Below are 18,917 nucleotides of genomic sequence, written 5' to 3'. Positions count from 1 at the left end.
CTTGCAGCGACGGACCTCGGGACGCTCTTACACCACGTCTGCGCGCGCCACCCTAATTTTTGAACAGATGTAGACTTCCGACACCCATGCGTAGCAAAATTGCTGTTACTAAATTGGTGACAGTACTCATATTTGGCATTTTTTGACCACAGGGGTTGCCAGCGCCGTGGTTTCGCCCTTTCTGCGCCGAAGCGATACACTGTTATCGTTTGATTTCTTCGCTCAAGGAGGATGCGCATGCCGTGCACAACGATTCTGGTTGGTAAGAATGCGAGCTACGACGGGTCGACGCTTGTCGCCCGCAACGAGGACTCGTCCAACGGGGTGTTTGAGCCCAAGCGTATGCGCGTGGTGCATCCCGACGAGCAGCCGCGCGTCTATACGAGCGTCCTGAGTCACCTGACCGTTGAACTGCCCGATAACCCCATGCGCTACACGAGCGTCCCCGATGTTGTCCCGGGCCACGGCATCTGGGCCGAGGCCGGTTTCAACGAGCTCAATGTGGGCATGTCCGCAACCGAGACGCTCACCACCAACGAGCGCGTTCGCGGCGCCGACCCGCTCGTCGACTACGTGCCCGCCAAGGGCAACGAGGACGAGGACGGCTATGTTCCGGCGCAGCCCGGCGGTCTGGGCGAGGAGGACATGGTGACCCTGGTGCTGCCATATGCCAAATCCGCCCGCGACGGCGTACGCATTCTGGGTGACCTGCTCGAGCGCTATGGCACCTACGAGAACAACGGCATCGCCTTTAGCGACGTGGACGAGATCTGGTGGCTCGAGACCATCGGCGGCCACCACTGGATCGCCAAGCGCGTGCCCGATGACGCCTATGTGACCATGCCCAACCAGCTGGGTATCGACAGCTTTGACCTGGATGACGCCGAGGGCGCCCAGGCCGACCACATGTGCTCCGCCGACCTGCGTGCCTGGATGGCCGAGTGGCATCTGGACCTGACGCTGGGCGTCGATGGCGACGGCCCGGCGACGGTCTTTAACCCGCGCGAGGCCTTTGGCTCGCACAGCGACAGCGACCATGTCTACAACACGCCGCGCGCGTGGTACATGCAGCGCTGCCTTAACCCCAGCGATGTGTGGGACGGCCCCGACGCCGACTACACGCCCGAGAGCGATGACATCCCCTGGAGCCGCGTGCCCGAGCGTAAGGTGACCATCGAGGACATCAAGTACGTACTCTCGAGCCACTACCAGGGCACGGAGTACGACTGCTACGGCAGCAAGGGCACGCCCGCCACGCGTGGCGCCTATCGCCCCATCGGCATCAACCGCAACAGCCAGCTCGCTGTGCTGCAGCTGCGCCCCTATGCGCATCCGGCCTACCGCGCCGTGCAGTGGATGGCCTTTGGCTCCAACTCGTTTAACGCGCTGGTTCCGCTGTACGCCAACGTCGAGACCATGCCCGAGTACTTTGCCGACACGCAGGCTCGCGTGACGTCCGAGAATTTCTATTGGGCCAACCGCCTGATCGGCGCGCTGGCCGACGTCCGCTTCCATGAGTGCGGCCGCGCAGTCGAGGATTATCAGGAGAAGGTCGGCGGCATGGGCCACAAGCAGATTCATGACGTCGACGCTGCCGTAGCCGTTCTGCCCGAGGCCGAGGTGCCTGCCGAGCTTGCACGCGCCAACGAGGAGTTTGCCGAGCTCGTGCGCGTGGAGACCGATGCCCTGTTGGGCAAGGTGCTCTACACCACGAGCTGCGCCATGAAGAACTCTTTCGCGATGAACGACAACGTGAGATAGGGATTTCCCGTCGATCGAATAGCGCTAAAACGCTTTGTCGCTTTCACTCAATCTTGGGTACAAGAACGCCAATGCAGTTGTTTGTGATTGGAGACAACCATGGTTATGAAACTCGATCAGCTTGTTAACGGCGCCATCAACGTGGGCTTTGGCGCTGCCGCCGTTGCTGTCGAAGGCGGCAAGAAGGTCCTCGACGACCTTAACACCAAAGGCGAGCAGGTCCGCAAGGACACCGCCACCCCCGATATCGCCCGCAGCGTGTCCGACATGTTCGAGCAGGCCGGCGGTACCATCTCCGATCTGACCGAGCGCTTGGGCATGCAGGGCGAGACCGCGGCCCAACGCGTGCTCGACGAGCTCATTCTGGCTCGCGTCCGCGTTATGACCGCGCCCGAGCGTACGGCCTTCCTGGCCCATGTGCGCGACATCGTCGATTCGGTCGAGGACAACGTGACCTCGGTGCCCGTCGAGTCCGTTGAGCCCGACGATGCGAAGGATACCGAAGAGGCCGAGTAGCAGCGCAGATGGCAGATTCCACCACCGATTACAACAATCTAGATCCCTTGGGTGACGAGGCGGCGGTTGTCGATGAGGTCGACGCCGCCGTCTCGGGCGCTCGCAAGAAGCCGCGCGCTGTCGATATGGTGCCAGAGGAGCCCGACGCGATGGCGCCGGACGAGGAATACCAGCTCACGCCGGCGGGTCGTCGCGAACGCATCGGGCAGATTGTTCGCCTGGTCAAAAAGTACCGTGTGTGGGATAACCTCACGCCGGTTCGTTTGCGCCGCCTGCTCGAGGAACTCGGCCCCATGTTCGTCAAGATGGGGCAGATTCTGGCCAACCGGTCCGAGATTCTGCCGCAACGCTTTTGCGACGAGCTGCGTCGTCTGCGCTCCGACGTGGAGCCGGTGCCGTACGAGGTCGTACTCAGTTGTCTGGAAGAAGAATACGGCCTGCGCCTGGGGGAGATGTTCGATGCGATCGACCCCAATCCGCTTGGTAGCGCATCGCTCGCGCAGGTGCACCGCGCTCGTCTGGTGACGGGCGAGGACGTGGCCGTCAAGGTGCAGCGCCCCGGTGCGCAGCAGGTTATGGCACAGGACATCGATATCATCCGCTCGGTGGTGCGTATCGTTTCCAAGTTCGTCAACACCGATCAATTTGTTGACCTGCACGGCGTAGTCGAGGAGTTGTGGACCTCGTTTCGCGAGGAGACCAACTTTTTGGCCGAGGCCAAAAACCTCAACGACTTCTACGAGTTCCATAAGAGCGTTCATGGCGTGACGTGTCCTAAATCCTATCTGGACCTGTGCACCGAGCACGTTGTGGTTATGGACTACGTCGACGGCATTTCGATCGCCGATCCTGAACGCTTGGTGGCCGAGGGCTATGACTTGGAAAAGATCGGTGCCGCAATCGTCGAGGACTACTCGACGCAGGTGCTCGACGACGGCTTTTTCCATGCCGACCCGCATGCGGGAAACATTATCCTCAAGGACGGCATTGTCTACTTTATTGACCTGGGCATGGTCGGGCGCATGTCGAGCCATGACCGCGGCATCGTCAAGGATATGATCTTTGCCGTGGCCGAGGGCGACGTGTCCAAGCTCAAGGATTCGCTCATGCGCTTTGCCGTGACGCGCGGCGACTCGGCCGAGCTCGACCATTCGGCCTTTTTGTCCGACTTGGACTTTATCGTCGCCGACTTTGCGGGTCTTGATCTTAAGGACCTGGATATCGGCGAGTTTTTGACCTCGCTGCTCAATCTGGCACGCAAAAATGACGTTGAGCTGCCGAGTGTGGTGACGATGTTCGCCCGTGGCATGGTGACGCTCGAGGGCCTGCTGACCGAGTACATGCCCAACGTCAACATGATCCAGATCATCCAGACGCACATCAAAAACGAGAAGAGCACCTATGTGCGCGTCCGCGAAATGGGGCGCGATCTTGCCGCGAGCAGCTATCGCGCAGCAAAAGGCTCGCTCGAGGCGGCCGAGTATCTGGGCCTGGCTTCGCGCATGCTCACGCGCGGCCAGCTTAAGGTGAACACGCAGATCATGAGCAGCGATAAGGCGCTGCGACAGCTGGGCGGAATTATCGACCGCATGTCGATGGCAATTGTGATCGCTGGTCTGTTTATCGGTTCGTCGGTGGTGTACTACGCGCGCATCGAGCCGGTTGTGTTTGGTATCCCGGTCATTGGCTTTATGGGCTACGTGAGCGCGCTGGTGCTGGCGCTTATGCTGGGCCGCAATATCTGGCTCAACAGTCACGGCGGCAAGCACTAGAGGCCGCGACCGTCACCGCATTTTCCTATCGCAAACAATAGCTTTTACCTTGGGCTTCGCCTGCGTGCGAGGCCCTTTTGCGTGATAACATTTTGACGGTAATAATCGATGGCCTAGATGGTGGTGCGGAGACGCACGAATGCGCGGTTTTCCTGCGCGTTTGGGAGAATCGGGGTGCAAGTCCCCGGCTGTACCAGTAACCGTAATTCCTCTTGGCTCGGGATGTTCGCGTCGCAGATCGGACGACGTGCCTGAGTCGTTAAGGTTAAGTCGGATCGCCTCCCATCTTGCATGCGGCTGCGGCGTATGCCGCCGGTGTGCATAGGGCTCTGGAGGGAAGGGGGACCCCGATGGGGGAACTCGGGCGCAACATGCGCGATGACGTGGGGCAGCCTCAAGGCAACGATCCAAGTACAGACAATGGGGGACAAATGGATATGTTTGAGGACGAGCGTGAGCGCGCCTCGTTGCATCGCCGTGGCGCGATTGCACGCGGTGTCGCTAAGCGCGGCCTGGTGGCATTCCTGGCCTTCGCGATGGCCTTTGGCACCACGCCGGCTCAGCTGTGGGCCGAGGGCGCCGAGGGCATTGCCGAGGCTGTGGCTCAGGCTGCGACGCCGGGCGAGGACGCAGCGCTTGCGGGCGGTGCTGCCGACGGTGTCGTTTCTGAAACCGGCTCTAACGCGAGCGATGCGTCGGTTAACGATGGCGCTTCGACGAATGCCGCAGATAGCAACGGCGTAGCGTCGGACGATTCTGTTGCAGCCGAGGCTTCTACTGCTTCGCCGGATTCATCCGAACAGAACGTCAAAAGTGTTGTAGCCGCTTCCGATGAGGCTGAATCTCAGCCTACCGAAGCCGCAGGCCAAGAGGTCGCGGCCACGTGCTCCGTCGTCGGCACCGACGCCGGGGGCGCCCAGCAGACCTGGGCCGCCGCGCAGCAGATCGCTCTGAAGGAGGGCTCGACCGCGGCCGACCTCTCCGAGCAGCTCTTCAAGCAGGCCGGCCTCAAAGCCGACTACGACCCCAACGGCTCCTGGGGCTGGGCGCTCAACTCGATCACGTCGCCCTTCGACGCGGGCCGCACGCTCGCCTACGACCCGGCGACCGGCGCGTACTGGCAGCTGTTCGTCAACGGCAGCGCCTCCGCGGTCGGCGCGGGCGGCTACACGCTCAAGGACGGCGACTCCGTCGTCTGGTGCTACTCGAAGTACGGCGACCCCGCACCCGCCAATCAGATTTCCGTTAGCTGCACCGTTATCGGCCAGGACACCTCGGGTGCTCAGCAGACATGGGCGCAGCCCACGACAGCTTTGGTGGAAGAGGGCGCGACCGCTGCTGATCTTTCCGAGCAGGCCTTTAAAAAGGCTGGCATTGGCGCCAAAACGGGGAAAGGCACGTACGGCTGGTATCTCGAGTCGCTGACTTCACCGTTCAACAAGACCGTGACGCTTTCGAGCGAGAAAGTTAACGAAAACACTTGGAAATGCTGGCAGTTCTTCGTTAACGGTCAGGCGGCCAATGTCGGCGCAGGCAATTACACACTCAAGGCCGGGGACAAGGTTACCTGGGTCTATGGCTTTGATGGAACCATGCCCGGCCAGGTTTCCGTTTCAATGGAGATCATCGGTAAGAAGGATGAGAAGGCGCAGCGCTGGACCGATCCTTCGACGCAGGTGTTTGTCGAGGGCACGACGATCAAGGACGCTTCCGCTGCCTACTTCGATGCCATTGGCATTGAGTCCAAGATGTACGACCAATTTGGTTATTGGGGTGTTCATAGTCTTGTCTCCCCGCTTGATGGCACCGAGCTGTCGGGTGCATGGTCGTTCTTTGTCAACGGCGTTCCCGGGCCTCAGCTCGATAGCGATTACGTGCTCAAGTCGGGCGACAAAATCGTCTGGGCTTACGCCCCTGGCGACACCGTTCCTAATCCCGATGAAGTCGTAGTCGATCCGAGCGCTTCGCGCCCGACCGATTGGAAAGCCGACTGGAGTGGCAATTCCAATGCGGTGGTCAAGAACGTGTCCACACCTACGGGCGCGCTGGTAAGCTCTTGGACGTTCGATTGGAGGGCCTACTCGGGCGCCACGTATCCCAATGCGAGCGAGCCTATTGTCGTGAACGGCAACGTTTACCTTGCCGTGAACAAGCGTTTGCTTAAGATCGACGCCGAGTCGGGCAAGGTGCTTGCCGAGTCGAACCTTCAGACTGCGATTGGCTACACCACGCGTCCGATTTATACGAAAGGCTTGGTCATCGTCCCGCTCGACGGCGGTGCGGTCCAGGCTCTGACGGCCGATACGCTGACGACGGTTTGGGTCACTGACTCTGTGAGCAAATCTGCCCAGTCAAATTCCCAGTTGACGGTCGATGGCAACTATCTCTACGTTGGCACCGTTGATGTCGACTATGGAACGAGTACGTACAATAACGGTCATCTGACGCGTATTAATATACTGACCGGCGCTGTTTCTTGGCAGCATGTTAATGCTGATGAGGGCTACTACTGGACGAGCGCTACAGTGGGCGACGGCTATATTCTGGTTCCGACGAGTGCAGGTACCGTTGAGATGCTGAGCAAGTCGACGGGTGATGTGCTCGGCAGCGTTTCGGTTGGTGCCATCGTCAACTCCAGCTGTGTACTGTCCAAAGACGGCAAGCATGCCTATGTGATCTCGCGTGACGGCAAGCTCCACGTGCTGGCACTGTCGGACGCAAACGCAAGGGCCTCTTCGCGCATTTCCGAAGAACGCGTCATCGATCTTGGTCTTACGGGTTGTGCCTGCATGCCCACGCTGTATGGCAATAAGCTGATTGTCGGTGGCGAGGTTTCTGGCGGTTCGGCGCTGGCGATTGTCGACCTTGATAATGACTTTGCTACGACGTTGGTTTCGTCTGCCGATGGCTCCGTGCTTCCTGCCGGTGGCATTAAGGGCGCACCGCTCGTGAGTGTCCAGGCGGATGACACGTACGTTTATTTCACTGTCAACTATGGTGCGACTTCCGACTATGTGAACTACACCTCGGGCGGTGGCGTGTATCGCTACAAGATGGGTGACGCACAGGCGACCGGTGCGTTTAGCGCAGCGGGACACAACAATTACTGTGACTCGCCGATTGCCTGCGATGCCAAGGGTAACCTCTACTACATCAACGATTCCGGCACGCTTTTCAAGCTGAGTGGTGGCGTTAAGGTCTCGTTTGAGACTGGCGAGGGTTCTAAGGTCGACTTCCAGACTACGGCCGACGGCAAGCTGGTCAAGCCGGCCGATCCGACGCGCGATGGCTACACTTTCGGCGGTTGGTTCACCGATGAGGCTTGCACGCAGGCGTATGACTTCAGTATGCCGGTGACGGCCGATCTGACGCTGTATGCCAAGTGGACCAAGAATGCTGTTAACCCTGGCGGCAATGGTGGTTCTGGCACTAATGGTGGCAACGGTGGCGCTGGCAACGGTTCCGGTGCTGGCACGGGCACGGGTTCCGGCTCCGGCACGAAGGGCCAGCAGGCCGGCGGCGCTATCGCCCCGGGTCATAAGCCGACGACCAAGACGACGGTGTCGACCAAGACCGAGACCAAGGACAACAAGTCCGACAAGAAGGACACCGATAAGTCCGATAAGAAGGACGAGAAGAAGTCTGACAAGAAGGACAACAAGTCCGACAAGAAGTCCGATTCCAAGTCCGATACGGGTGCTGCTTCCACGACCACTGCTAAGAAGTCCTCTGGTGCTTCCGAGCAGGAGACTGGCACCAACCCGCTCGCCATTGTTGGCGTTGCCGCCGGCGTCATCGGTCTCGCCATCGTCGGCGTGTTCGTGTTCACCAAACGTCGGTAGGTGAGGGCTGTGTCCAATAAATCCAAGGACGCTGACCCCAAGCAACCAGATTCCTCGTTCATTCAGTTCGACGAAGCAAAGCAACAGGGCGCCGCTTCGGCGGCGTCCGCCCCTCGTCGCAAGACGCTCCTCGGCGTCCTGACTGCCGCGTGCACCATTCTGATCGTCGTCTCGCTGGGTTTCGTCCATCCTTCCGAGAGCGGTGCCTGGTCCATCGACTGGATCATTCAGACCGTGACGGGGGAGAGCGTCGTCACCAAGGACACCAAGGTGTCTGGCTCGACTACGACTTCGGACGAGGCCAGTTCCAAGGATTCCAAGTCATCGAATGACGCAAAAGATGAGTCCAAGCATTCTGATGAGTCCAAGTCCAAGGACGATTCCGAGTCTTCAAACAAGGAATCGGACAAGAACTCGGATAACAAGAAGTCCGAGGACCAGGACGGCAAGAAGTCTGGCGATAAATCCGCTGCCCAAAATACGGGAGCCGGTGATACTTCCAATGCGTCTGGCGGTGGCCAGTCGTCTGATGGAGCCTCATCCTCTAATGGTGGAAACGCCTCCTCGGGCGGCCAGAGCGGCTCGCAGGAGTCCAGCTACGTAACAGTGACGGTTTCGGTCACATCGAGCGCTGTGGGCAATCCTGTGTCTTCTGGTGGCACCTTTACCTTTAACGAAGGCGCTACCGTCTATGATGCCCTGTGCGCGCTGGGCCTTTCCGTTAACGCACATGGCTCGTCGTACGGCACGTATGTCTCCGCGATTGGTGGTTTGGCCGAGAAGCAGTACGGTGGCACGAGCGGCTGGATGTACTCCGTCAACGGCACAACGCCCATGACGGCCTGCAGTAACTACGTTCTCTCCAATGGCGACAACGTGGTCTGGTATTACGTTACAGGCTAGAGGCCTCGACATAGCGTGCCAGACGGGCGGTTCGGACAAACATCCGGGCCGCTCGTTTTTCATGCGAATGGGATTGGGTCGCCGGGTCTCTCGGCAAACAAAAAACCGGTTGGAATGGGAATTCCAACCGGTTATACATTCAAGCAAATAGCGAATCGACTACGACCGTGCGCCCTCGAGGAAGAAGCGGCGGCTGAAGTAGTTGTACCAGGTGACGAGGAACGTGGCGATGGCCTTCATGGCCTGGTAGCCGATGCTCAAAAACGTGACGCCCACAAACATGTACAGGTCGTTGAGGCCCAGGCCGATCACCGACAGGATAGTGAAGATCGTGAACTCGCGCTTGCGGCTCATGCCCTCGCGATGGTCGAACACGTACTTCATGCTGAGCCAGTAGTTGACCACAACGGAGGTGGTAAACGAGACCGTGGTGCTCATCAAAAAGTCGAGGTGAAACAGCTCGACGAGCGCAATGAGCATACCCCAGTCGATGCCAAAGGAGATAAGGCCCACGACAGCGAACTTGAGGAACTGCTTGGTATGAGGTTGTGCCAGTGCCTTGCGCACGTAATCACATCCAATGCGTTGATAAATCGAGCAGAGGATACTTTAGAGCTTTTGCAAGGGAAACGTAAGGTCTTTGCCAAGAACTATACGAACTCGCCAAATTTTCAAGAGCTAATCCGCAAACGTTGAAAATTTGCCCGTAAACGAGCAAAACCCACGAACAACACAGCGCTCGACGCGCGTCATCCGTGGGCATCGTAAAGCTGTAAGGTTGCGAGTTACTTGGTCTCATCGCCTTCCAGGAAGATCTTTCGGGTCACAAAGTTGTAGACCATGACAAGCGCGGTGGCGCAGATCTTGGCGATATTGGCCTCGAGGCCCAGGCCGGCGTTGAGTGTCAACACGATACCGTCGTTGAGTGCCAGGCCGATCACGGACAGCACGACAAAGGTAATGAACTCGCGGCGGCGGCTTATGCCTTCCTTGTGCGCAAACACGTACTTCATGCTGGCGACGTAATTAAAGATGAGTGAGACGATAAAGCCGCTGGTGTTGGCGATTAGGATGTTGAGGCCCAGACCGTAGTGGAGCAGATTCATAATGCCAAAGTCGATGACCGTGGCAATGACGCCGACGACGCCAAACTTCATAATCTGCGCAAGGAGCTTTTGCATGGTACCTGCCTTAGGGTGGCGCTGGGGCGCCGTGGGGATGACAAACCCAGCAAGTTTAGCCAATCCCCGCGGGTGGAGCTAGGCGCGCTCCTCGATAGCACCGTTTCTATATGCATCGAGCAGTTGGCGTAGGTCCTGGATCTGGCTGCGGATCTTGGCGCCGGTATCGGTGTCGCTCACCATGCGGCGGCGGTCGGCCTCGTCAAAGCGGTTGGTCTCGCTTTCGATATCGATGTTGCGGGTGAGCGCCTCGGCAACGGTGGTAAAGGCCTGGTGCGACTTGAGGCGGCACCCTCGCGAGCTCGAGATAAGCGTGTAGCCGGCGATGCCCGTCTTGGGATGGTAAACGCGGCAGAATCCGCCATCGATGACCAGCAGCTTGCCCTCGGCGCGGATGGGCTGCTCGCCCTTGGTGGTTTTAACGGGCGTGTGGCCGTTGATGATGTGACCGGTCGGTGAGCATGCCATGGGCACGACGCCAAACTCGCGCATGATGTCATCGCAGACCGAGGGCGACTTGGTAAGCGTAAAGTACGGGTCCATCGGCTCGACCCAGGTGCTCTTATCGGCGATATAGGCGCGCTCAAAGGTACGCACCAGGCGTCCGCTGGCGGGTGAGTTAAAGCCAATCCACAGGTACCACATCCAGTCGAGGGCGTCGCGGTCGCCCACGCGCCAGGCGCGGCGGGCGATGTGGTCGCAAAAATCGAGATAATCGCGGCCAGCGTGCCAGGTGCCCAGGCAGTTCATGCTGCTAAAGGTGCCGTCTTCGTTGAGCGGCACGCAGCCATGGAACAGCAGGTTGCCGTTGGCGACCTTGTACATCGAGCCGTGGGAATAGAGGAAATCGATATGGCGATGCAGGTGATCGGCGGTGACAAACTCGGACACGAGCTTGTCGATGATGTGCTGCTCCTGAGACGTGAGCGTATAGGGGTCCGTCGGGTCGACGGTGGGGAAGTCGTTGGTCGTGAGCGGCCACACGCTGCCGTCGGCGAGCGTGACCGTGCCGGCGTCGTGATCGATCTTGTCGAGCAGCAGGCGGTCGGTCATATCGAACTCGGGGTGGCGCTGGATAATCTGGCCCTCGAGCTTAAAGAGCAGCACGTTGATGGCCTTGATCAGCGGGGTGATGGGCTCACCGGCGGTGTAGGTGGCATCGGCAAAGGCAACAAGCTCGCGCAGCGAGATGCCGTAGTCGTTCTCGAGGATCTCGTAATTGTCGTAGCGTAGGTTGTTGCGCAGCACCGTGGCGATGCAGGCGGGCTCACCGGCCGCAGCGCCCATCCACAGCAGGTCGTGGTTGCCCCACTGGATGTCGAGCGAATGGTAGGTGAGCAGGCGGTCCATAATCTTGGCCGCGCCGCCGCCGCGGTCGAAGATGTCGCCCACCAAGTGCAGGTGGTCGACGGCCAGGCGCTTGATGAGCGAGGCAAGCGACTCGATAAAGTCGTCAGCGCTGGCGGTCTCCAGTATGGACTCCACGATGCGCTCGTGATAGCGCACGCGATAGTTGTTCTCGTCCGGATGCGTGTGTAGCAGCTCGTCGATGATGTAGGCGTAATCGCGTGGGATGGCCTTACGCACCTTGGAGCGCGTATAGCGGCTCGAAAGCGAGCGGGCAACCATGATGAGCTGATCAAGCATCGTCTTGTACCAGGTGGGCGAGTCTTCGCGCTGGCTGCGGACCAGGTCGATCTTCTCGCGCGGATAGTAGATGAGCGTGCACAGCTCGCCCTTTTCGTCAAAGGTGAGCGTGTCGCCAAAGATCTCGTCGACATGCTCGCGCACGACGCCCGAGCAGTTGTTGAGGATGTGCATAAAGGCTTCGTACTCGCCATGCACGTCGCTCATAAAATGTTCGGTGCCCTTGGGCAGGTTGAGAATGGCCGAGAGATTGATGATCTCGGTAAACGCGGATTGCTCGGTGGGAAATTGTTTCGACAGCAGACGCAGATACTTGAAGTCTTGCGGATTGCGATCGAATGCGACCATGAAACACCTTCCGATGGGGTTGGTAAAACTGATAAACAGCGTCAAACGTTTATCAGTATGCGCCGCTTTTGTTTCGATTTTGCGCCGGCGGCTGAATTGTCGGCTGAACGGTTTGGTAAATCGATTTAGTTGAGGTAGATATGGCGGTTGAGTGGAGACGACAGAAGGTGTTTTCTCAGATGTTTATGCGTGGGGCCGGTGGAGACGATGGTGGTAAAGATGTTCGCTATTTTTGGTTCGATTTGGTAAATAGTGGACATATGTACCGTATGTAGGCTCACTGTGCGATAATTTGCGCAGCAATGAGTAAGGAGCCTCATATGAGTGATTTTGTCCTGACCTGTGAATCCGCCGCCGACCGAACCCGTGAGTTCTTTGCGTCGCGCAATATCCCTGTCGTGTGTTTTCATTACGAGATCGACGATGTTGTCTATACGGACGATCTGTATCAGTCGATTACGCCGGACGAGTTTTTTGCCCAGATTGCCGCAGGCGCCATGCCCAAGACGTCTCAGGTGAGCGTGGGCGAGTACGAGGAGTTTTGGGAGCCGTTTGTTGCCGAGGGTAAAGACGTGCTGCACCTGACGTTGTCGTCGGGTATTTCGGGCACGTATGGATCGGCCTGCGTTGCGGCGCAGATGCTCGCGGATCGCTATCCCCAGGGCGGCAAGGTGCGCGTCATCGATTCGCTGGCAGCGTCTTCGGGCTTTGGCCTGCTGGCGGAATGTGCCGCCGACGTGCGCGATAGCGGGGCTTCACTCGACGAGACGGCCGCCTGGATCGAGGAGCACAAACTCAACCTGCACCACTGGTTCTTCTCGACCGATCTGTCGAGCTACCTGCGCGGCGGTCGCATTTCGGCTGCGAGCGCAATCATCGGCACGGCGCTTAAGATTTGCCCACTTATGACGGTCGATTGCGAAGGTAAGCTGTCGCCACGTGAGAAGATTCGCACTAAGAAGCGCGCGATTTCCGAGATGGCTAAGACTATGATGGCACACGTGCAGGACGGTGCGGATTATTCGGGTAAGTGCATCATGTCGCACTCGGCGTGCCGCGAGGATGCCGAGGCAGTTGCGGCGCTGATTGAGGAACAGGTTCCGCAGCTTAAAGGCAAGATTGAGATTAATAACATCGGTACTCTGATTGGCTCGCATACCGGACCTGGTACGGTGGCGCTCTTCTTTATGGGCGACAAGCGCGTGGATTAATTTGCCCCATCACATCGCCGCATGATTGCTCAAACGAAAACGGCCCGCCTCACGTTTGTGGGGCGGGCCAAGATGTTTTGCTAGCGTTTCTTTCCGCGGAAGAAGAAGCCGTGCAGCGAGGGCTTGAGTCCACGGTTGGCGCGACGCTCCTCGATATGATCGTGGATCGAAGCAACGCGCTCGATGACTTCGTCGGGAATCGGCACGTCGGGATTCATGTTCTCGACCTGACTGACCTCGGCGGCGGCAACCTGGTCGATAATGGGTATATCGTCGTGCGAGATGACGGGCGTGGCGTCTTCCTTCATCTTGCGGTAGCGCTGCATCATGTCGGTCTGCAGCTGCTGGGCCGAAGGCGGCGTCCAAATGATGGCGTTGGCACCGGCGGCGATGGTTTCACGGATGCTCTCGGGCGTCTTGCCGCCCGGTGCGATGAGCGGCAGGTTGGGATAGTGCTCGCGCAGCTCGCGCAGGACCTGTGGCGTGTTCTTGCCGGCCGCGATGTTAAGAATCTTGGCGCCCGCGCGCACCTTTGCGTGAGCATCGTCGTCGCAACGTACGACCGTGGCGATGACGGGGATGTCGGCGATGTTGGTGATGTGCTCGACCATCTCGGCGGTGGCGGGGGAGTTGACCACACAGCCCGCCGCGCCCTGCATCTCGGAGACGGCTGCCATCTGAACGGAGCGCTTGCCGGTGGTGGTGCCACCGCCCACGCCTACGAAGACCGGGCACTCGGCGACGGTCAGCAGCGCCTGTGTAATGGCCGGCTGCGGCGTGAAGGGGTAAACGGCAAAGACGGCATCGGCATTGGAGTTGCGGATGACCGCGACGTCGGTGGTGTAGATGAGCGATTTGATACGACGGCCGAAGAGCGTGAAGCCGCTGGCCTCCTCAATCTCGTCAGGCATGCGAAGGGCCGCCTTGCGCAGGCGCCCGTCGATGGGCAGCGGCTCCATGGGAAGCAGTCCGTTGGGGGTCACGGCTACCTGGGGTTCGGTGAACTCGTCTGCGAGCTCGACCTCGGAGAAATCGACCGAGGCGACAATGTCCTCGTGAACCTCGGCGGGCACATCGATGGGGGCTTGGTCGTTTGCCGCGGCAGGCGTGTCGAAGGAGCTGGTGCCGACGAAGGCGTCGACGCGCTCATTTAGATCGTTGAGGGTATCCATGGAGGCTCGATTCTATGTGATGACGGCCGGCAGGGTGCCGGCAGCGTTGTGCTTGCTAAATCGTTTGATGAGTTGATTTTTCCCCGCCGCGTCCTCCGTTAGACCGAAGGGCGGCGAACGTGAAGGAGCTGTGGTGGCGGGGATCGAGGTGCTATCTTGAAAGTCCCGTTTAAAAGAGAGGTGACGCGGTATGGAATTTTCGGCAATGTTGGGCTCGATTGGCCTATGCGTGGGCGCAATCGTTGCCGCCGCGGTCATCTACTTTGTGGTCACGGCCATTAAGGGCAAAAGGGCCGAACGCAAGGAGCGCGCGATGCTTAAACAGCATCGCGACCAGCAGGACAAACGCGCACGGAGATAGCTTGTTGAGTTTTGGATCCGTACGCTAGCTGCGTTTTCGGATCAGGGCAATGTAGAAGCCCTCAAATTCGCGGCTGGGCGGAATGGTGAGCGTGCCGGGCAGGCCGTTGGCGATGGCCGATACCTGACCCGCGGCAATGGCCTCGGTCAGGGCGTTGGACTCGATGCGCGGCTTCTCGCCAGCTTCCTGGGCGCGGCGTGCCTCACTTTCGCTTGGCGTGCCGTCGAGGGGGATGAGCTCGCAGTCCATATGCTTGTCGAGGGCCTCTTGCAGGGCGTCCTCGTTTTCCTGCGGCAAGATCGAACAAGTCGAATAGACGAGCGTGCCGCCCGGTTTGAGGGCTCCCATGGCGCGGTCCAGAAGTGCTCGCTGCGAGCGGGCGCACTTGCTCAGCAACTGCTCGGTGAGGCCGCGCAGGCTCTTCTCGTTGCCGCTGACGACGGTGCCCGTGCCGGTGCAGGGAGCGTCGAGCAGGATACGGTCAAAGCGGAAGAACTCGTCGAGCTCGCGTGCGTCGATGCGCATGACGGGCACGTTTTTTGCGCCTTGGCGGTGGAGGTTGGCTTCGAGCTTCTCGGCGCGGGGAATGCTCATCTCGCAGGCGGTAAGGTGCGCCTGCCCCTGCGTGAGGGCGGCGATCTGCGTCGTCTTGCCGCCGGGGGCCGCGCACATGTCCAGGATGTCCTCGCCGGCCTGGGCGCCCAAGACCAACGGCGGCATCATGGACGACAGACTTTGCAAGTAGATCTTGCCGTCGCGGTAGATGTCGAGGTCCCACAGGTCGGAAACCTGGGCGTCGGGCAGGATGAAGGCATCTGGGTACCAAGCGACGGTTTGGTGGGCGATGCCGGCTGCGTCGAGCGCGGCGGCGATGTCCTCGGCGGTCGCCTTGAGCGTGTTGGTGCGCAGCGTGACCGGGCGTGTGGCCGCGGCGCCGAAGCCCCCGATCATGAGCTCGGCATCGGCAGGCGTATAGGCGCCGGCAACCGTGTCGACCATAAAGCGCGGCAGGTCGGCAGCGCAGGGGAGGGCGGCAAGCTGGTCGGAAAGCTCGGTGGCGGCAAACTGCCTGAGCTTGAGCTCGGCCTTGACCTGCTTTTTCTGCTTACGACGACGCGGCTTGGACATCCGTCTTTCCTTCCACCTAAATGATTATTCTGGGACGGGGATTAAAAAATCATTTAATGATCCCCGTCTCAAAAAGACTACTTTGCGTCGCCCGGGAATGATTTTTTAATCCCCGTCCCAGAATAATCATTCCCGGGCGCGTTGCTGTTGCCTAGTACTGGCTCTCGTGCTTGCTGAAGAAGTCGAAGCGCGGGGGTAGCGGCTTCACGCGGTGCTCGCCGGGCTTCTCGCCCAGGCTCTCCACAAACTCATCCGTGGAGGCGAAGATGTTATCCCAGCTAAAGAAGGCGACCGGGTCAACGTCGAAGTACTCGCAGATGAGCTCGCAGCCGGCAGGGACGATGCCGTGCATGAGCACGGTCGCCACGCGCAGCTCGGTAAAGGCGTCGACGAGGGCCTGCGTCATTGCGGCGTTTGCCGGCTCGCCCTCGAGCTTGTTGGCGGCCTTAGAGGCGTCGCTCCAGCGCTTGTTGGCGGCACGCAGGTAGTCGTCGCACACGGCGAGCGCGCGGTGCGTCTCGAACTTGTACATGGCTTGCTCAAAGGCGAGAGCTGCCTGCTCGGCGGCTTCGACCACGGTGTCAGAAGCGGCACCGGCGGGGATGCAGCCGTTGCGGTAGGGGCTCTCGTCGCCCTCCTTGATGGCGACGCCGTAGAAGCAGCTGCGGGCCAGGCGGTTGAAGACGCCGGTCAGCAGCGCGCTCTCCTTAAGGGCCGGATCGATAACGCGCTTGTCGTCGCAGGCACGCACCTCGTTGCCGTCCTTGTCCTTGCCGGTCACACGCGTGTCGTATGCCTTGGGGCTAAAGCTCACCGGCTTCTCGGACAGGCCGAGCGACAGCCAGTGCGCGCGCATCTGCTCGCAGGTGTAGTGGTTGAGCAGGTCGTCTGCCGGCGGGGGAGGGGTCTGCGAGGACGAGCTGGCCTTTTTGCCCATGTAGAGCAGGTGATAGCAGGCGCTGACGGTGCTCTGCGTAAGGTCCCAACCCAGGGCCTCCCACATGGCGGTTTGCGCGATGCAGTAGAAATAGATGTTGTCCTGACCGATGAACTGGTAGATCTGCGCGTCGTCCGAGCACCACCAGTCGCGCCAGTCGAGCGAGCTGTGCTGGTAGGTGGGCGCGGGGACCTGCGTGGAATCGGCGGCGGGCTCGCCCATGAGGGCGGCATCCTGGGCGGCGACGCCCTCGGTCACGCCGGCGGCCTTGGCATCGCGTGCGAGCACGGTGCGAGTGTAGCTGATGGGCGCCCACAGGCTCTCGGGCCAGCACCAGCAGGTGATGTCGGAGACGCCATCGACCTCGGGCACCGGAACGCCCCAGTCGATGTTGCCGGTGATGCGGAAGGGCACGAGTGCCTTGCCGCTGCGGAAGCGCACGCCACCGTTGGCGAGCACCGCGTGGGCGTCGTCGCGCTCCTTCCAGCTGGGGAAGGTGACGGTAAAGCTGCTCTTGTTGCCCTCGGGCTCCAACACGGTGTGCTCGGGAAGCTGGTCCTCGACGGCATCGAAGGCCTCGCGGAACTTGTTCTGGATGTAGAGCTGAGCCGGCAGCAGCCACTCCTCCATGGTCTTGGAGACCACGGAGCGAACCTGCGGGTTCTGGGCGAGCTTGGCGGTATAGGTCTTCATAAAGTCGAGGTAGGCCGGCAGATCAAAGTAGAGATTGTCGACCGGGCGCAGCTCGGGCACCTCGCCGGTGAGCTGGCTCTTGGGCGCGATGAGCTCCTCGGGCTCAAACTGGTGGCCCAGATCGCACTCGTCGGCATAAGCCTTCTCGGACTTGCAGCCCTGGATGGGGCAGCGGCCGATGACCTGGCGGCCGTTGAGGAACGTGCCGGCCTTGGCATCGTAGAACTGCAGCGTGGAGCGCTTGGAGATGGTGCCCTGCTCGTGCAGACGCTCGATAATCTCCGCGGTCACCTCGTTGTGAATCTGCGCAGCCGGCTCAAGGCCCGAGCCGCCGTAGATGTCACAGCTGATGTTGTAGTTGTTGAGGGTCGCGGCCTGGCGGGAGTGATTGGACTCGACATACTCGCCGATGGACTTATCGTAGCCTTCATTCTCCTTGAGCTTGCGGTAGCTCTCCATGATGGGGGAGCCGTAGCAGTCGGTGCCAGAGGTGAAGATGACATTCTCGCGGCCCAGGCGGTCGCGCAGGAAGCGGGCGAAGAAGTCGGCCGGGACAAAGACGCCGCCGACGTGGCCAAAGTGCAGACCCTTGTTGCCGTAGGGCTCGCCGGCGGTAACGATGGCGCGGCGCGGCCAGCTGGGACGGTCGTTCATGGAGTATTTGGATGCCATGGGACTCCTTCGCATATAGGTAAGAGCGCGGCCGGGCACGGGGTTCGGCGGCGCGGTGGTCAATTCGTGCATATCGTTCGACATTATCGCACATGCGGGCGGGTGCGTGGCAGGGGCGCTATCCTAAGATGCTATGAATGAGATTTCCAACATACATGCGTTTGAGGACGAGGATTTTCTACACGCTTGCTTCGTGTGGGGGATGGCCGTGATCGCGGTGTTTGCCGTGTGCCTGGTGCCGGTGTTTATGCTGCTGGGCGGGCCTGCGGACTTGGACGCGGCTGAGGCGGGCGGCTGGACCACCGTCGTGGGCTGGATGGTCGGTGTGGCTGCGGTTTCTGCAGCGTCGTTTGCCGTGCACGAGCTGGTGCATGCGGTGTTTTTTAAGCTGCTGGCGCCTGCGGGCGCGCATGTGACCTTTGGCGCGAATCGTGAGACGGCGATGATCTATGCCTGCGCCGAGGGCGTTGTGTATTCGCGTCGGCGGTACATGGCCATTTGCCTGGCGCCCACGGTTGTTTTGACGGTGGCGTTTGCCCTGGGGTTTGCGTTCTCGGGCTATCCGCTGCTGTGCTACCTGGCGGCTGGTCTGCACTTGTCGGGCTGCGTGGGCGATTGGTATTACGTGCGGACCATCCTGCGCGACCGCCGCATTGTCGCCTGCGAGGATACGTCCTTTGGCGTGCGATTTTTCGCAAGGTAGTCTTTTTGGGATGATTTTTCTGGGACGTGTCTCTATGGTTTTGTCAACCGCGTGCTTCGCGCCATTTCGG

General features: G+C 60.1%; 14 protein-coding genes. 8 read left to right on the top strand and 6 right to left on the bottom strand.

The annotated features are described in order from the left end of the window. Nucleotides 1–237 precede the first annotated feature (237 nt). From DWV43_RS08635 to DWV43_RS08615, 5 genes are all read left to right on the top strand, one after another. A complete protein-coding gene (locus tag DWV43_RS08635) occupies nt 238–1,761 on the top strand; it encodes a C69 family dipeptidase (RefSeq protein ID WP_117818128.1) in 1,524 nt (507 codons plus the stop codon). 99 nt (nt 1,762–1,860) lie between these two features. Then, nucleotides 1,861–2,277, top strand: a complete 417-nt coding sequence (locus DWV43_RS08630; protein ID WP_117583986.1) for a hypothetical protein — start codon at nt 1,861–1,863, stop codon at nt 2,275–2,277. Nucleotides 2,278–2,285: 8 nt separating this feature from the next. Then, complete coding sequence (locus DWV43_RS08625; RefSeq protein WP_117818126.1) at nt 2,286–4,049, top strand: AarF/ABC1/UbiB kinase family protein; 1,764 nt, start codon at nt 2,286–2,288, stop codon at nt 4,047–4,049. A 431-nt stretch (nt 4,050–4,480) separates the two neighbouring features. After that, the gene (locus DWV43_RS08620; RefSeq protein WP_158569859.1) at nt 4,481–7,891 is read left to right on the top strand and encodes a DUF4430 domain-containing protein; all 3,411 of its coding nucleotides are present in this window, start codon (nt 4,481–4,483) and stop codon (nt 7,889–7,891) included. A gap of 9 nt (nt 7,892–7,900) precedes the next feature. Further along, the gene (locus DWV43_RS08615) at nt 7,901–8,794 is read left to right on the top strand and encodes a DUF4430 domain-containing protein (RefSeq protein WP_233539245.1); all 894 of its coding nucleotides are present in this window, start codon (nt 7,901–7,903) and stop codon (nt 8,792–8,794) included. Between the two features lie 159 nt (nt 8,795–8,953). Here the strand turns inward: DWV43_RS08615 and DWV43_RS08610 are convergent, their stop codons facing one another. The 3 genes from DWV43_RS08610 to DWV43_RS08600 form a co-directional block, all read right to left on the bottom strand. Beyond that, nucleotides 8,954–9,361 carry a GtrA family protein gene (locus tag DWV43_RS08610; RefSeq protein WP_055250894.1) on the bottom strand — a complete coding sequence of 136 codons (408 nt, stop codon included), beginning with the start codon at nt 9,359–9,361 and terminating at the stop codon, nt 8,954–8,956. Nucleotides 9,362–9,579: 218 nt separating this feature from the next. Beyond that, nucleotides 9,580–9,975: a GtrA family protein gene (locus DWV43_RS08605; RefSeq protein WP_117818123.1), complete on the bottom strand. Its 396-nt coding sequence runs from the start codon at nt 9,973–9,975 to the stop codon at nt 9,580–9,582. A 78-nt stretch (nt 9,976–10,053) separates the two neighbouring features. Continuing rightward, nucleotides 10,054–11,970 carry a fructose-1,6-bisphosphatase gene (locus DWV43_RS08600; protein WP_117818121.1) on the bottom strand — a complete coding sequence of 639 codons (1,917 nt, stop codon included), beginning with the start codon at nt 11,968–11,970 and terminating at the stop codon, nt 10,054–10,056. Nucleotides 11,971–12,290: 320 nt separating this feature from the next. On the opposite strand from DWV43_RS08600, the gene DWV43_RS08595 reads away from it, so the two are divergent. Continuing rightward, nucleotides 12,291–13,181, top strand: a complete 891-nt coding sequence (locus tag DWV43_RS08595; protein ID WP_117634925.1) for a DegV family protein — start codon at nt 12,291–12,293, stop codon at nt 13,179–13,181. Nucleotides 13,182–13,261: 80 nt separating this feature from the next. Here DWV43_RS08595 and DWV43_RS08590 read toward each other — a convergent pair whose 3' ends face one another. Continuing rightward, nucleotides 13,262–14,353 (bottom strand): hypothetical protein, encoded by a 1,092-nt coding sequence (locus tag DWV43_RS08590; RefSeq protein WP_117818119.1) that lies wholly within the window; start codon nt 14,351–14,353, stop codon nt 13,262–13,264. A 190-nt stretch (nt 14,354–14,543) separates the two neighbouring features. On the opposite strand from DWV43_RS08590, the gene DWV43_RS10215 reads away from it, so the two are divergent. Further along, nucleotides 14,544–14,714 carry a hypothetical protein gene (locus DWV43_RS10215; RefSeq protein WP_158550943.1) on the top strand — a complete coding sequence of 57 codons (171 nt, stop codon included), beginning with the start codon at nt 14,544–14,546 and terminating at the stop codon, nt 14,712–14,714. A gap of 24 nt (nt 14,715–14,738) precedes the next feature. Here the strand turns inward: DWV43_RS10215 and DWV43_RS08585 are convergent, their stop codons facing one another. After that, nucleotides 14,739–15,842 (bottom strand): RsmB/NOP family class I SAM-dependent RNA methyltransferase, encoded by a 1,104-nt coding sequence (locus DWV43_RS08585; protein ID WP_117818117.1) that lies wholly within the window; start codon nt 15,840–15,842, stop codon nt 14,739–14,741. A 151-nt stretch (nt 15,843–15,993) separates the two neighbouring features. Beyond that, on the bottom strand, nt 15,994–18,144 hold the full coding sequence (locus tag DWV43_RS08580; RefSeq protein WP_117818115.1) for a methionine--tRNA ligase: 2,151 nt from the start codon (nt 18,142–18,144) through the stop codon (nt 15,994–15,996). Between the two features lie 133 nt (nt 18,145–18,277). On the opposite strand from DWV43_RS08580, the gene DWV43_RS08575 reads away from it, so the two are divergent. Next, complete coding sequence (locus DWV43_RS08575; RefSeq protein ID WP_117818114.1) at nt 18,278–18,847, top strand: DUF3267 domain-containing protein; 570 nt, start codon at nt 18,278–18,280, stop codon at nt 18,845–18,847. Nucleotides 18,848–18,917: the final 70 nt, after the last annotated feature.

The sequence above is a fragment of the Collinsella sp. AF05-9 genome (assembly GCF_003465595.1).
Classification (GTDB): domain Bacteria; phylum Actinomycetota; class Coriobacteriia; order Coriobacteriales; family Coriobacteriaceae; genus Collinsella.
The sequence above is the reverse complement of the archived record's forward strand: the minus strand, read 5'-3'. Positions and strand labels throughout refer to the sequence as shown.

Bases quoted from the DNA above. Each gene is read 5' to 3' on its own strand.
- DWV43_RS08635 (WP_117818128.1), top strand. From the start codon at position 238: ATGCCGTGCACAACGATTCTGGTTGGTAAGAATGCGAGCTACGACGGG.
- DWV43_RS08630 (WP_117583986.1), top strand. From the start codon at position 1,861: ATGGTTATGAAACTCGATCAGCTTGTTAACGGCGCCATCAACGTGGGC.
- DWV43_RS08625 (WP_117818126.1), top strand. From the start codon at position 2,286: ATGGCAGATTCCACCACCGATTACAACAATCTAGATCCCTTGGGTGAC.
- DWV43_RS08620 (WP_158569859.1), top strand. From the start codon at position 4,481: ATGGATATGTTTGAGGACGAGCGTGAGCGCGCCTCGTTGCATCGCCGT.
- DWV43_RS08605 (WP_117818123.1), bottom strand. From the start codon at position 9,975: ATGCAAAAGCTCCTTGCGCAGATTATGAAGTTTGGCGTCGTCGGCGTC.
- DWV43_RS08600 (WP_117818121.1), bottom strand. From the start codon at position 11,970: ATGGTCGCATTCGATCGCAATCCGCAAGACTTCAAGTATCTGCGTCTG.
- DWV43_RS08595 (WP_117634925.1), top strand. From the start codon at position 12,291: ATGAGTGATTTTGTCCTGACCTGTGAATCCGCCGCCGACCGAACCCGT.
- DWV43_RS08590 (WP_117818119.1), bottom strand. From the start codon at position 14,353: ATGGATACCCTCAACGATCTAAATGAGCGCGTCGACGCCTTCGTCGGC.
- DWV43_RS10215 (WP_158550943.1), top strand. From the start codon at position 14,544: ATGGAATTTTCGGCAATGTTGGGCTCGATTGGCCTATGCGTGGGCGCA.
- DWV43_RS08585 (WP_117818117.1), bottom strand. From the start codon at position 15,842: ATGTCCAAGCCGCGTCGTCGTAAGCAGAAAAAGCAGGTCAAGGCCGAG.
- DWV43_RS08580 (WP_117818115.1), bottom strand. From the start codon at position 18,144: ATGGCATCCAAATACTCCATGAACGACCGTCCCAGCTGGCCGCGCCGC.
- DWV43_RS08575 (WP_117818114.1), top strand. From the start codon at position 18,278: ATGAATGAGATTTCCAACATACATGCGTTTGAGGACGAGGATTTTCTA.